The sequence below is a fragment of the Streptomyces rimosus genome (assembly GCF_008704655.1).
GTDB lineage: Bacteria > Actinomycetota > Actinomycetes > Streptomycetales > Streptomycetaceae > Streptomyces > Streptomyces rimosus.
Genome location: NZ_CP023688.1, coordinates 5,038,996 through 5,052,220 on the forward strand (window position 1 = coordinate 5,038,996; position 13,225 = coordinate 5,052,220).

The window sequence follows — 13,225 nt, forward strand, 5'->3', positions numbered from 1 at the left end:
GGACTCGTCCCCCATGACGGATTCGCTGACCCCACTCGGCCTGCCGGACACGGTCCGGGCCTGTCTGTTCGACCTCGACGGCGTCCTGACCAAGACGGCCGTCGTGCACACGGCCGCCTGGAAAGAGACCTTCGACGACTTCCTGCGCCACCGGGACGGCCCCGGGTTCACCCCCTTCGACCCGGTCGACGACTACGACGAGTACGTGGACGGCCGCCCGCGCGCCGACGGCGTGCGCACCTTCCTGGCCTCCCGCGGCATCGAGCTTCCCGAGGGCGCGCCGGACGACCCGCCGGACCGCGAGACCGTGCACGGACTGGGCAACCGCAAGAACAACCTGCTGCTGAAGAAGCTCCGCGAGGTGGGCGCCGAGGCGTACGAGGGCTCCCGCCGCTACGTCGACGCCGTACGCGACCGGGGCCTGGCCACCGCCGTCGTCTCCTCCAGCGCCAACTGCCGCGAGGTCCTGGAGTCGGTGAACATGGCGGACCTCTTCGACGTACGGATCGACGGGAACGTGGCCGCCGAGCGTAAGCTGCCGGGCAAACCGCACCCGGACACCTTCCTGGAGGCGGCCAAGGAGCTGGGCGTCCCCGCCGCGCAGGCGGCCGTCTTCGAGGACGCCCTGGCCGGTATGGACGCCGGGCGGGCCGGCCGTTTCGGGTACGTCATCGGCGTCGACCGGGTCGGCCAGGCCGAGGCGCTGCGGCGGCACGGAGCCGACGTCGTCGTCGAGGACCTCGCCGAGCTGCTGAAGGAGGACGGTCAGGCATGATCACCCACCGCTCGTACTCCTGCGAACCCTGGCTGCTGCGTGAAACCGACCTCAACCTGGACGTGCTGCCGCAGAGCGAGTCGGTCTTCGCGCTGTCCAACGGGCACATCGGCTGGCGCGGCAACCTCGACGAGGGCGAGCCGCACGGCCTGCCCGGCACCTACCTCAACGGCGTCCACGAACTGCGGCCGCTGCCGTACGCCGAGGCCGGCTACGGCTATCCCGAATCCGGCCAGACGGTCATCAACGTCACCAACGGCAAGCTGATCCGGCTGCTGGTCAACGACGAGCCGTTCGACCTGCGCTACGGGCGGCTGCGCTCCCACGAACGGGTGCTGGACCTGCGCGCCGGGGTGCTGCGCCGCACCTGCGACTGGACCTCGCCGGCCGGCTGCACCGTACGGGTCACCTCCACCCGCCTGGTCTCCTTCACGCAGCGGGCGATCGCCGCCGTCGCCTACGAGGTCGAGCCGCTGGACTCCGAGGTCAGGGTCGTGGTGCAGTCCGAACTCGTCACCAACGAGCAGCTGCCCGAGGCGGGCGGCGACCCCCGGGTCTCCTCGGCGCTGCACAACCCGCTGGAGCCGGAGGAGCACTTCGCCCGGGACGCGCGCCTGCGGCTGGTGCACCGCACCCGCCGCAGCGGCCTGCGGGTCGCCGCGGCGGCCGACCACATCGTGGAGGGGCCCGAGGGCGCCACCCGCACCGACGGCGAGAGCGGCGACGACGTGGCCCGCTTCACGGTCACCTCGCTGCTGCGGGAGGGCCAGCGGCTGCGCGTGGAGAAGACGGTGGCGTACGGCTGGTCCGGCGCGCGGTCGCTGCCCGCCGTACGCGACCAGGTGGACGCGGCGCTCGCCGGGGCGCGCAGCACCGGCTGGCAGGGGCTGGTCGACCAGCAGCGCGCGTACCTGGACGACTTCTGGAGCCGCGCGGACGTCGAGGTCGACGGCGACGCGGAGATCCAGCAGGCGGTGCGCTTCGCGCTCTTCCACGTCCTCCAGGCGGGCGCGCGGGCCGAGCAGCGCGCCATCCCGGCGAAGGGCCTGACCGGCTCCGGTTACGACGGCCACACGTTCTGGGACAGCGAGACCTTCGTCCTGCCGATGCTGACGTACACCTCGCCGGAGGCCGTCGCCGAGGCGCTGCGCTGGCGGCAGGACACCCTGCCCGCCGCCTGTGAGCGGGCGGCCCAACTCGGCCTGCGCGGCGCGGCGTTCCCCTGGCGGACGATCGACGGCTCGGAGTGCTCCGCCTACTGGCCCGCCGGTACGGCCGCGTTCCACGTCAACGCCGACATCGCGGACGCGGTCGTACGGTACGTGTGCGCCACCGGCGACGAGGAGTTCGAGCGGGAGACCGCCGTACCGATCCTGGTGCAGACGGCCCGGCTGTGGCACTCGCTCGGCCAGCACGACCACCACGGCACGTTCCACATCGACGGCGTCACCGGGCCGGACGAGTACAGCGCCGTCGCGGACGACAACGTCTACACCAACCTGATGGCCCAGGCGAACCTGCGGGCCGCCGCCGACGTGGTCGAACGCCACCCGCGCGAAGCCCGTGAGCTGGGCGTGGACGACGAGGAGAGCGCGTCGTGGCGGGACGCGGCCGAGGCGGTGGCCGTGCCGTACAACAAGAACCTGCGGGTGCATGAGCAGTCGGCCGGCTTCACCACCCACCAGGTCTGGGACTTCGCCGGCACGCGCCCCGACCAGTACCCCCTCATGCTGCACTTCCCCTACTTCGACCTCTACCGCAAACAGGTCGTCAAACAGGCCGACCTCGTGCTCGCCATGTACAAGCGCGACGACTGCTTCGACGCGGAGCAAAAGGCGCGCAACTTCGCGTACTACGAGCCGCTGACCGTACGGGACTCGTCCCTGTCCGCCTGCTGCCAGGCCGTCGTGGCCGCCGAGGTGGGCCATCTGCGGCTGGCCTACGACTACTTGGGCGAAGCGGCGCTGATGGATCTCCAGGACCTGGAGAACAACACCCGGGACGGCCTGCACACCGCGTCCCTCGCGGGCACGTGGGTCGCCCTCGTCGCCGGGTTCGGCGGCATGCGGCACACCGGCCAGTCGCTGTCCTTCGCGCCCCGCCTCCCCGAGAAGCTCAGCCGGATGGCGTTCTCGGTGCAGGTGCTGGGGCGGCGGCTGCGCGTGGAGATCACCGGCACGGTCGCGACGTACACACTGGTCGAAGGCGCGCCGCTGGAAATAAGGCACTACGGCGAACCGCTCACCGTCTCCGAGAAGAGCCCCCAGAAACGCGACATCCCGGAACTTGCGACCCGCCCCGAACCGGACCAGCCCCCGGGCCGCCGCCCGCTGCGCCGCTCCTGACCCGGCGCCGTCCGCGCCTTCCTACGGAATGTGCTCGGCGGTCTCCATCTCCTCCCGGAACCGCTGCCGGAATTCGCGCACGAACGACCGCAGATAGTTCTCGCTGAGCGGGCCGCCCTCGCGTCCGGTGACCCCGTACATGATCTGGAGGTAGCGGGCGAACTGCCGGGGGTCGGGGAAGTCGTTCTTCTCGGCGACGTACTGGCGGAAGGCGCCGTAGTACGCCTCTTCGCGGGGGATGTCGTCGGGGAGGGCGGTGGGGGCGGGGCCGAGGCCGCCGAGGTCGTCGGGCGCGGGTTCCGCCGGTTCCGGCTCGGGTTCGGGCCCGGCCGGGGCGCTGCGCGGCTCGGGAACGGGCAGCGGCCCGGCGGTCCCACCGAGCGGCCGCTTACGGCCGGGGGCGACGGGAGCGCGGTCCTCACTCAGCAGCACGATCCGCAAGCGGCAGTGAAATTGACCTCCGGAAAAGTAATTCCGATCCGTCCTTCGGAGACCTGACGGCAAGCAGTATTGGTGTCGCCCTCACGCTCGCCGTGACTCTGGTCCACTTTGTTAGCCGACATTCATTGCGGTAGTGGAACAACAAGAACTGAGTCGGGGTGTCCACATGGTTAGGGCGAGCCAACCATACTTCGCTGGCTCGCCCGTCACGGAACCTACTGTTCTGGCTGGAAATTCCGCTGCTCGGCCAGAGTGAGCCCCTCCGCGAGGTCCGGCCAGCCCATCTCCTCCATCAGTAGCCGCGCGGTGGCCACGAACAGCTTGTGGCGAGCTGGATCGTCCTCAAGTCTTTCGACAACTTGCGCCAGGACATAGGCTGTACGCATGGCATTCGTCTGGGCATCCTCGGCTTTACCCACATAAGGCAGGATATGTGTGTTGAACTCATCCCAAGCGATTGGGTGGTGTCCGTCACGATGCCGTTCGAGCCACCAAGCCCGCGCCGTGTCCGCGTCGCTGAGCACCTTGTCCCGCATGTATGACACACGCGACTCATACAGCTCCTGGTGCAGTTGTTGATCGCGCAAGGCATCCTCATACGCCTGGGAGCGCGATGCCGCTTCATCTTCCAGTCGGAGGACGAGGTGAGCTTTTATCTCTATCGGCCCACTCGCATGTGTCTGCTGCCAATCAGACAGCTCAAGTGCGAGGGCACTTTGCGCTTCCTCGAGTTGTGTCGGTAGATACTTCCGGGTGATTTGCGACGCTTTCTCCTCCAGGGCTATGCGCGCAGCCGCACGCATAAGAGCTCTCTTTTGGCGCTGCTCTCCTGGGGTGATACGGCAGTGAAGTACACCGCTGACCGTGTAGGCAACGCCCCAGAGCTGTGTCGGCCACGTCGTGGAAACTCGGTGACGAAGGCGTCGCCGAAGCCCGAAGTACGCCATCACTCGCCTGATGCCTTCTCACGTTCGTGTGTCCTGATGATTACCTGTCGATACACCGCACCCCAGAACGAGTCCTGGAAATCAGTATCCCGCGCAAAGAAGCGCTGCAGGCCGCTGCGGTGGATCTTGGGCTCATACACCTCGGACATGAGGTCGATCAGAAGCTCCGAGGGCAGTTCTTGGTTCTCGGCCTTGGTGCCCCACATATCGAGCTGATCATCCGCAGCGCTCTGAGACTCGTCGGCCTGGAGTAGTTGCTGCCACGCCCGTACGAAGCGCCCCCTTCCCTCAGGGGTGTCCGTTGTGCTCAGAAGGAACTGTGTTCCTTCGTCACTCGCAGCCAAAGAGAGGAAGGCGACCAGACCATGCTTCTTGGCTGGCTCCTCAGTAAGCCAAGTCTCAAGAGCCTTGGTCACCTCGGTCGGATTGATCTGAGCAAGCCGTCGAAATGTATCCACCATGGGACGTGACGGGTATGGCGCATGTACGGCTGCCCTGGCTAGTCGTGTCATGGCGATGGATGGTTGTCGGTCAGCAAGCTCTCCGCCGCAGATCTGCGTGACCAAATCAACCATTGCTGGCGACGGCTTGCCCAGCATCCATCGGTACAGACGTTCCCGGACGTACTTGCCCAGGACCGGGTCAAGCGCCGCTTTGGTGAGCGCTTTCACCGCCAGTGACATTCGACGCTCGGACACCTCTTTAGCGATGCTGTCGATAATGCTGTTGTCATGCAGTTCCCTCGACAGTTCGAGGAGTGCGTCGACGGCGAGGCGTGCATCGTCGTCAGGAATTGCCTGATGGGCTACGACGGATACCGCCCACGAACGCAACAGGTTCCGTTGGGTTGGAAACTCTTCCCACAGATTCCTAAGGATTGCGGGTGCCAGATCGTGCTTGTCCTGTGCATGGAATGCCCGATCACCGTGAGGTGTGAGCGTGGCAGCCTTCAGGCGGTGACTGGATGTGGCGTCCGCGAGAACGTTGAGGGGCTTGCGTGTGAATTCGAGCTTCTCAAGAAGCAAGTCAGCGGCGTGGAGAACGGATTGCTTTCTTCCTCCGTGGAGCAGTGCGCCTGCCCACACGGTAGCGCGTGTGGACACAAGTTCCGGCTCTCCGGGTTGCCCTTGTTTCGCTGGGGTGAGAAGGGAGTTGATGTGCGTGCTCCACCCGCGGAACTCGTCGATGATACTGCTGTCGTTCTCCTTGGCCTCATAGACGATGCGAGCGAGTCGTCGGGCCTCTTGAGCGGGTGGATTCGAAAGCCAAATTTCCTTGTACGTCTCCTGGTCGAGCCAGGTGGCGCGCTGCTCCGCACGGAGCTGAAAAAGCTCTTGACGGGCCAGAGGCTTTGCGTTCGGCGAGGAGTGCTTGACAGTGATGAGGCGGGTTTGTTCCGCCCACACTCCATGCCATGCGTCAGGAGTGGTGAGAACCACCAGGTAGCAACCATTCTTTTTGCCGTCACTACCGTGATTGATAAGTCCCTGACCGAACCTGGGGCCAGGTTCCAACTGCATGTCCGAGAGGTCGAGGAGATATCCGTGGCTGGCTGCAGCCGGCAATATCTTGGCGTCGGGCTTCGACCACTCCGGCTCCAGGTCCACGATGGTCAAAGGCAGCGCTGGTGACCCCATGTTGGCCAAGAGGCGTAAGCCGGCGGTGCGTCGCCCTGTGCCCGGCGGAGCACAAAGAACAACGACTCCGCGGTCCCTGACCAGAGCCTGTGCGTGCTCCCAGGCGTCGGTGTCTCGCGGCTCGACGAATCGATTTTCGCCACACGCCGCAAGATCATCTGGATGCACCGGCTGCTGCCGTACGAAATCGCCGCCGTAGAAGTGCTGTGCTTCTGCCTGATAACCGATGCCGTAGGCCGCCACTGTCTGCACGCGGGTTCCGAGGGCAGCAGGGGGCAGAGGTGGGGGAGGATCGTTCGGTGGAGGAATCTCTTGGCTACCCGACCCGTTTGCGGATGCGGCCGGTGGTGGTGAATGGTCGAGACTTCCGCCCTCCGCGCCGTCGGGCAGCGGCGGAGCTGTGGGTGTCGGGTGAGCAGGCCACACAGGATGATTTACATGCCCGTCGGTCCCGGTCGTGTCTGCCTGCTCGGGCGCGAGTTGGCCTTCAGGGATGTCACGGGGGATACCTTCGGCGGCAGGTGTCGGTACAGCCTCCGCCGGAAGCGCGCCGCTAGGTGTCCCCGTTTCGGCCCCCGCAGGGGGCGGTGCACTGCTGGGACGGTTCAGGCGGCCCAGTCGATCACTCCAGCGCCAGCGAGGCTGTTCGAGGGAAGGATTTTCCTGCTCGGGAGCGAGTGGGTGCCCGGATCGGTCCGCAGGAGGCTGGTCAGGACGACTAGCCGCATCTTCAGGTTCACCGGTCGTGAACGGGTCGTCGGTCATTGCAAGCCTCCCATGCCGTTGAAGTACTGGTGCTGTCCCTGAAAATTGCCGTTGCCGTTCTGGACGAAGGACGGCGCCGAAGCGGGGTGTGAGTTCGTTCGTTGCGCCTCCTGGATGGAAGACGAAGAGGATGGACTGCTCTGCTGCGGGGTCTCGAAGATCGAGCTATCGGCCAGTCCCCAGTCGAGACCGGGGACGTGCAGCCACGCGGGCTGGGCGAATGTCTTGACCTTGGCGATGCTCTGCGCGAAGTGCTCGGCGACAGTGCTGCCGGTGTCGAGCCCACTTCGGAAGACATCTTCGTAAACACGTTGGGAGATAATCATCACCGTGTTGGTGAGCTGTGGATTGGCTCGTACCAGAAGGTCTCGGAGAACCTGGTCGTCAAGAAGGCGATGAGTCTCGACCATGGGAACGCCCAGCCCGGAAGGCGGCAGCGGACCGACGTGGACACTTACCCGCAGTTGCAGCACGCTTTGTCCGGGATACTGCCTCCTGCGTTCGTGTAGAACATTGCTGAGGGCTTCGGGGAAACAACCCACCAGAGCTGGCAATACCTTGGGATCCAGGCCGGCGACATAACCATCACCTGTGTGCTGCGGGAAGGCTCGCCGTTCCCAGTGTGCGCTGAGGCCCGTGGCTGACAGGGCTTGTGCGAGTACTCGCTGGATGTCCGCGTTGATGTCCTGCATGCGTTTGCTGGTGTGAGAACTGAAGTCCCTGGCGTCAACCGCGAGTACGGCTTGGTAGGGCCACAAGGGCTCCCATGAAGGCGTCATCGATGTGTCCTCCTCTTGTAGGGGCGGTCAGCAGCTACTTTGGCGGCACACGCGTCACTGAACCGTCCAGGATTGGACGGAGTGAAGGTGATGTGGGTCACGTTGGCGCGCCTAGGTGGCGTCACCCATCGGCCAGCTCCGCGAGGGCTGCGCTATCCCTGACTGCTAGACGCTCTCGTCCCAAGTCGAGGACATGAGCATCATGAAACGTCCGCAGTACAGCCATCGCCGACGAGCGGCTCATTGAAGCCATCGTGGCCAACTCGTCTCGGGACATACCGAGTTGGAGGGTGACTATGCCATCGTCCCCCCTCTCGCCGATCTCAGCCGCCAGATATCGAATCACTTGGGCGACGCGGGCCTGAGGAGGGAGTCTCGTCAAGGCGGAGCGTAGTTGCTCATTCTCGTGCATGCGCTGAATAGCGAGCTGATACACAGCAGAGTTGAGGTCGTGGCGGTTGATGTATCCTCGAAATGCGTGGGCGGGGAGAACATAGCCGATACACTCAGAAACTGCCTTTACGGAGGCAGATCGAGGCTTGTTGAGGAGTGCGCCAATTTCCCCCAGAACTTCTCCCGGGCCGCGTAAGGCTAGAGGGGCCACCGTCCCACCTTTCGTCAACTGGGTAATCTTGACGATTCCATCGGTCAAGGCGACCACGAAGTCGGGCGACTCTCCCTGGTGAAATAACCAGGCAGCGCGCGTGTAGCGACGCCTTTGCCCGCGATGCAGCAAGTCATTCCAAGCTGCTTCCGAAACCAGATGACGAAAGTTCACTTCTCCCCACCCCCGATGCATCCCTCACCCGACTGCGGCCGAGGCGCCGAGCGCTGCGCAACCCAACACCGCAAGCAGGAAGGAGAGCTGGACTCGACGGTGCTTGGTCCAGGCGATCTGGCTCATGACCACTATCTGTCGTGACAGTGCGGACAATGTGGCGCCCGATCGCAGAGCCCTTTCCAGCCCCTCCGGCTCGAAGTGGCGCAGATGCCCAAAATACAGATAGTCGTCGTCTGGGTCAGGGCCCCTGCGCTCCAACCGTAGGTTGGGAGCTACCGCGGCAGCAGCCAGAAGCGCTCCGCAAAGAAGGATGAACCCTCCTGCCCACAGCAGCACCTGACCTGGCGTTGACCGTGTGGTGGTGCCAGAGGCAGCTAGTACCCCTACCAGGGCCAGCACTGTTGATTGGACGCTGAGTGCGATGGACGCCTTGGTGTCCGCCTTGCCCGTCCAATCTGCCAATGCGGCCTGGATCTTCCAGGCTGTCTCCAGAGGGTCGGCGGCCACCCTGCCTCCTCCTGAGTCGTTCCTGCTGAGCTGGTGTGATCTGTTCCCAGGATCTGGTATCGAGTCTCTTCGCGCTCAACTGCTGAGTGACTTGGCTGAAATTGAGCGGCTTTTTGCGTCCTCTCAGGGGGCTGCTATGGCTCGTCGCCCTCGTCTGTTCTGGGACACGTACGTCATCGACTTCATTGCCGCGGTTGTCGCGTCCGTGATCGTCACGGAGATTGAACAGAAGAACTTGACAGGGAACAGGGCCAGCAGGACCACGATCCCCGCGTCGATGCCGATGGGGAAGACGGCGGAGAAGGCGCCGAAACCCTTGCGTTCGGCGAGGTCGCGGACGGCCGTGTAGGAGCCGGCGAAGCCGATCGCCGCGATGAGGGCGGCGCCGGCGACGACCACGCCGATCAGGATGCGGTGGGTACGGCTCAAGCGTGTCGCGTGTGTCGCGGGCACCCGCGATCCCTCCCCGGTCGGTCGGCTGACTGTGGCGGCTCAGCCTGGCACACCCGTCCGGCCGGGACCGGGGAGGGGCGTCGCGCTACTGGTTGGCCTTGGCGACCGAGGCGACGGCCTCCTGGGTGGCGCCCTTGGCGAGCTTGAGGAGGTCGCTGGGGTCGGGGGCGTCGGCGCCGGCCAGGCCCGCGCCGTTGTAGTTGACGGTGACGACGACGTTCGCGGTGCGGGCGATCAGCGTCTGGTTCTTGAAGTCGTCGTCCTCCTTCTTCAGGTCGTAGGTGACCCACATCGCCTCGTCGCCCAAGCTCTCGACCGCGCCGGACTTCACGTTCTTGGCGCCCTGGGTGGCCTTGGCCGTGTTGACCTGCTTCTTGTAGAAGTCGGTGGCGCGCTTCTCGCCGCTGCCCAGGGTCGGGTCGGAGTCGTAGCGCTGGAAGCCGACGTCCAGCCAGCGGTACTGGGTGCCGTCCACGCCCTGGTCGTCGGAGCTCTTCCAGGCGCAGTAGCCGCGGGCCATGGCGTCGGAGGACTTGCCCTGCTCGCCGTCCTCGTTCTTGGTCTTGGGCACCAGCTTCTTGAGCGTGTCCTTGGACACGGACTGGCAGGGGTTGGGCAGCTTCTTCATCTTGGCGGGCGTGACGCTGGGCGAGGCGCTGCCGCTCTTGCTCGGCGCGGAGCTCTTCGGCGCCGCGCTGCCGCCTTCGTCCTTCTTCTTGCCGGAGTCGTCGGAGGAGCAGCCGGCGACGAGCATCACCGGTACGGCTGCGCAGGCGAGGAGGCTGGCGAGTCGCTTGGCTGAACGGTGCATGGTTCCTTCGCTGTTCGTCGTCGTTCGGCGCGTCGGTGGGACGCCGTCGGGCACCGCACACGGTCCGGGCGCGGGCCGGGTGCGGTACGTCCTTCGGGGCGCGCGGCGGCGTTGCCGCGCGGGGGGCTCGGGGGCACACGGTACGCGGCACAGGACGGCCGGAGGGCGATTCGTGACGTTACTCGCCGGACAAACCGGACGATTCGCTGAAGCGGTCCGTGCTGATCGCCGAAGTCGTCCGCGCTCATCGCCGAACCGGACCGCCCTAATCGTTGAAGCGGTCCGCCAGCTCCTGGGCCAGCGCCTGGGCCTTGTCCTGGAGGTCCTTGCTGTCCGGCAGCGCCGCCTTGTCGGCCGACCACTGGTCGTAGGTGATGGTCACGATCACATTCGAGGAGCGGAAGACGATCGACACATCGCGGTGCACACCGCTGTCCGCGGTGATCAGCTTGTCGTTGAGGAAGGCGGCGTCGGCGAGGCCGTCCAGGACGCGCGGGGCGACGGGGGAGCCGGGCGACGCGCTCGGGTCCGTGCTCGGCGAGCCGGACGGGGAGCCGGTGGGGGCGGGGGACGCCTTGCCGCCGTCGGTGACCTTGCCGGTGCCCTGGCCGTCCCCGTCGGCGCCGGGCTTGCCGTCCCCGGTCCCGCCCTTGGCGCTGGGGGTGGGGGTGGGCTTCGCGCTGCCCGTCCCGGCCGGCAGCTCGGCGGCCTGCTCCTTCTTCGCGTAGACGTTCTGCGCCTTGTCGTCGTCGCTGACCGCGGGGTCGTAGGAGACGACCCGCTCGAAGTCGAGGCTGAGGTGACGGGTGCCGTCCGGGCCCTCGCGCTTCCAGCGGCAGCCGACGCGCCGGTCCGTGTCGTACGTGATGTCGGCGGTGCCCGCGTAGACCTTCTCGGCGTCCTGCGGGCTCTCCTCGCCGCCGGGCGGCAGCAGCCGGCGCAGCGTGTTCCTGGACGGCAGGCCGCAGGGCTCGGGGAGCGTGCGGTACTTGCCCGGCTCGGCGGACTGCGTGGTGGCGGCCGTGTCGCCGCCCTTGGTGTCGGTGGCGCCGCCGCCGGAACCGGAGCCGCCGGTGCAGGAGGTGAGCGTGGCGGCCAGCGCCGCCGCGGTCGCCAGTGCGGCGCCCGGTACGAACGACCTTCGCTGCACCTGACCGGCTCCTTCCGTAGGAAATCTGGTTGCCTCGGCCCGACGGCAGATGGACACAATGTCTACCGCACGTTCTGCTGCATACGCCGGTCCCCTGTCCTTGATCAGGCTTCTTGTCCGGCTTTTGCTATTTATTGTTTTTCGGGGGAATGAGGAAATTATGTCGTACACCGAAGTGCCCGGAGCCAAGGTTCCGATCCGGATGTGGACGGACCCGTCCACGGTCGAAGGCGTGGCCATGCAGCAGCTGCACAACGTGGCCACCCTGCCATGGATCAAGGGCCTGGCCGTGATGCCGGACGTGCATTACGGCAAGGGCGCGACGGTCGGGTCGGTGATCGCCATGCACGGAGCGGTCTGCCCGGCGGCCGTCGGTGTCGACATCGGCTGCGGCATGAGCGCCGTGAAGACCTCCCTCACCGCCAACGACCTCCCCGGCGACCTCTCCCGGCTCCGCTCGAAGATCGAGGAGGCCATCCCGGTCGGCCGGGCCATGCACGACGACCCGGTGGACCCGGGCCGGCTGCACGGCCTGCCGACGAGCGGCTGGGACGACTTCTGGGCCCGCTTCGACGGGGTCGCGGAAGCGGTCAGGTTCCGGCAGGACCGTGCCGTCAAGCAGATGGGCTCGCTCGGCGGCGGTAACCACTTCATCGAGTTCTGTCTCGACGAGACCGGGTCGGTATGGCTGATGCTGCACTCCGGCTCCCGCAACATCGGCAAGGAGCTGGCCGACTTCCACATCGGCCGGGCCCGGGACCTGCCGCACAACCAGGGCCTGGTCGACCGCGACCTCGCCGTCTTCATCGCGGACACCCCGCAGATGGCGGACTACCGCAACGACCTCTTCTGGGCGCAGGAGTACGCCAAGCACAATCGCGCGATCATGATGGCGCTCTTCCAGGACGTCGTCCGCAAGGAGTTCAAGAAGGCGAAGCCGACGTTCGAGCCGGTGATCTCCTGCCACCACAACTATGTGGCGGAGGAGCGGTACGACGGCATGGACCTGCTGGTCACCCGCAAGGGCGCGATCCGCGCCGGAAGCGGCGAGTACGGCATCATCCCCGGCTCGATGGGCACCGGCTCCTACATCGTCAAGGGTCTCGGCAACCCGGCGTCCTTCAACTCCGCCTCACACGGCGCCGGCCGGAAGATGAGCCGCAACGCGGCCAAGAAGCGCTTCTCGACGCGTGACCTGGAGGAGCAGACCCGGGGCGTGGAGTGCCGCAAGGACTCCGGCGTCGTCGACGAGATCCCGGGCGCGTACAAGCCGATCGAGAAGGTCATCGACCAGCAGCGGGACCTGGTCGAGGTGGTGGCCAAGCTCAAGCAGGTGGTGTGTGTGAAGGGGTGATCGCGCGCACCCCCGGGCCAGGGCCCCGGGCCGGTTTCCGCCGGCCCGGGGCCCTGGTGTTTCACAGGGTGAGCAGTGCCCGTACGGGTCTGCTGGTGTCCGCCAGAGGGCGGACGGCCAGGCGTACGAGGGCTCGGGCGTTGTCGTCGCCCGCGGTGCGGTTGGTGCTCAGTTCGCCGCAGGCCAGGCACTGGTGGACCAGTAGCCATTCGCCGTTCTGGCGGGTGGTCAGGCACAGTGCGCGCATCCGGCCGCCACAGTCCGCGGCCCGGTCGCCCGGGACGCGGTGGTCCACGTGGCGGCTGGTGAGGCAGTGCGGACAGTGGTTGCGGTGGGCGGTGCCCGGGGCGGCCAGGGGTACTTCCAGGCGGCAGCCCAGGCAGCGGAACGCGTCTCCGGGCGCGCCGCCGGGGCCGTGCAGGACGTCCTTGGGCCGCTGGGCGCGGCGCCGCGGTGCGGGATTGCTGCGTCGTGGCATGT

Annotated in this window: 12 protein-coding genes and 1 pseudogene; 3 read left to right on the plus strand and 10 right to left on the minus strand. The window is 66.6% G+C overall.

Features of this window, described 5'->3' with window-relative positions; translation table 11 throughout:
* Positions 1-13 precede the first annotated feature (13 nt).
* Together CP984_RS21425 and CP984_RS21430 are read left to right on the plus strand one after the other, a co-directional pair.
* On the plus strand, positions 14-775 hold the full coding sequence (locus CP984_RS21425; RefSeq protein WP_003980959.1) for an HAD family hydrolase: 762 nt from the start codon (positions 14-16) through the stop codon (positions 773-775).
* A complete protein-coding gene (locus CP984_RS21430) occupies positions 772-3,120 on the plus strand; it encodes a glycoside hydrolase family 65 protein (protein WP_003980960.1) in 2,349 nt (782 codons plus the stop codon). The genes CP984_RS21425 and CP984_RS21430 overlap by 4 nt, the downstream gene beginning before the upstream one ends.
* A 21-nt stretch (positions 3,121-3,141) precedes the next feature.
* Here the strand turns inward: CP984_RS21430 and CP984_RS21435 are convergent, their stop codons facing one another.
* The 9 genes and pseudogenes from CP984_RS21435 to CP984_RS21475 all read right to left on the minus strand — a co-directional run bounded on the left by CP984_RS21435 (position 3,142) and on the right by CP984_RS21475 (position 11,391).
* The gene (locus CP984_RS21435; protein WP_129820766.1) at positions 3,142-3,552 is read right to left on the minus strand and encodes a hypothetical protein; all 411 of its coding nucleotides are present in this window, start codon (positions 3,550-3,552) and stop codon (positions 3,142-3,144) included.
* 224 nt (positions 3,553-3,776) lie between these two features.
* A complete protein-coding gene (locus CP984_RS41350) occupies positions 3,777-4,364 on the minus strand; it encodes a hypothetical protein (protein ID WP_176564548.1) in 588 nt (195 codons plus the stop codon).
* Positions 4,365-4,507: 143 nt separating this feature from the next.
* The gene (locus CP984_RS21445) at positions 4,508-6,397 is read right to left on the minus strand and encodes a hypothetical protein (protein WP_129820765.1); all 1,890 of its coding nucleotides are present in this window, start codon (positions 6,395-6,397) and stop codon (positions 4,508-4,510) included.
* Positions 6,398-6,906: 509 nt separating this feature from the next.
* Complete coding sequence (locus tag CP984_RS21450; RefSeq protein WP_129820764.1) at positions 6,907-7,602, minus strand: hypothetical protein; 696 nt, start codon at positions 7,600-7,602, stop codon at positions 6,907-6,909.
* A gap of 208 nt (positions 7,603-7,810) precedes the next feature.
* Positions 7,811-8,488 (minus strand): Crp/Fnr family transcriptional regulator, encoded by a 678-nt coding sequence (locus CP984_RS43030; protein ID WP_078575524.1) that lies wholly within the window; start codon positions 8,486-8,488, stop codon positions 7,811-7,813.
* Positions 8,489-8,491: 3 nt separating this feature from the next.
* Positions 8,492-8,977 carry a Pycsar system effector family protein gene (locus tag CP984_RS21460; protein WP_129820763.1) on the minus strand — a complete coding sequence of 162 codons (486 nt, stop codon included), beginning with the start codon at positions 8,975-8,977 and terminating at the stop codon, positions 8,492-8,494.
* A 246-nt stretch (positions 8,978-9,223) separates the two neighbouring features.
* Positions 9,224-9,430 (minus strand): annotated as a pseudogene (locus CP984_RS21465) (DUF2637 domain-containing protein); the annotation flags it as partial.
* A gap of 85 nt (positions 9,431-9,515) precedes the next feature.
* On the minus strand, positions 9,516-10,241 hold the full coding sequence (locus tag CP984_RS21470) for a DUF3558 family protein (protein WP_003980967.1): 726 nt from the start codon (positions 10,239-10,241) through the stop codon (positions 9,516-9,518).
* 265 nt (positions 10,242-10,506) lie between these two features.
* Positions 10,507-11,391: a hypothetical protein gene (locus tag CP984_RS21475; RefSeq protein ID WP_003980968.1), complete on the minus strand. Its 885-nt coding sequence runs from the start codon at positions 11,389-11,391 to the stop codon at positions 10,507-10,509.
* A gap of 160 nt (positions 11,392-11,551) precedes the next feature.
* Between CP984_RS21475 and CP984_RS21480 the strand changes: the two genes are divergently transcribed.
* Positions 11,552-12,745, plus strand: coding sequence for an RtcB family protein (locus CP984_RS21480; RefSeq protein ID WP_003980970.1), 1,194 nt, complete (start codon positions 11,552-11,554; stop codon positions 12,743-12,745).
* Positions 12,746-12,806: 61 nt separating this feature from the next.
* On the opposite strand, the gene CP984_RS21485 is transcribed toward CP984_RS21480, so the two are convergent.
* Positions 12,807-13,223 (minus strand): RNHCP domain-containing protein, encoded by a 417-nt coding sequence (locus tag CP984_RS21485; RefSeq protein WP_003980971.1) that lies wholly within the window; start codon positions 13,221-13,223, stop codon positions 12,807-12,809.
* Between the last annotated feature and the right edge of the window lie 2 nt (positions 13,224-13,225).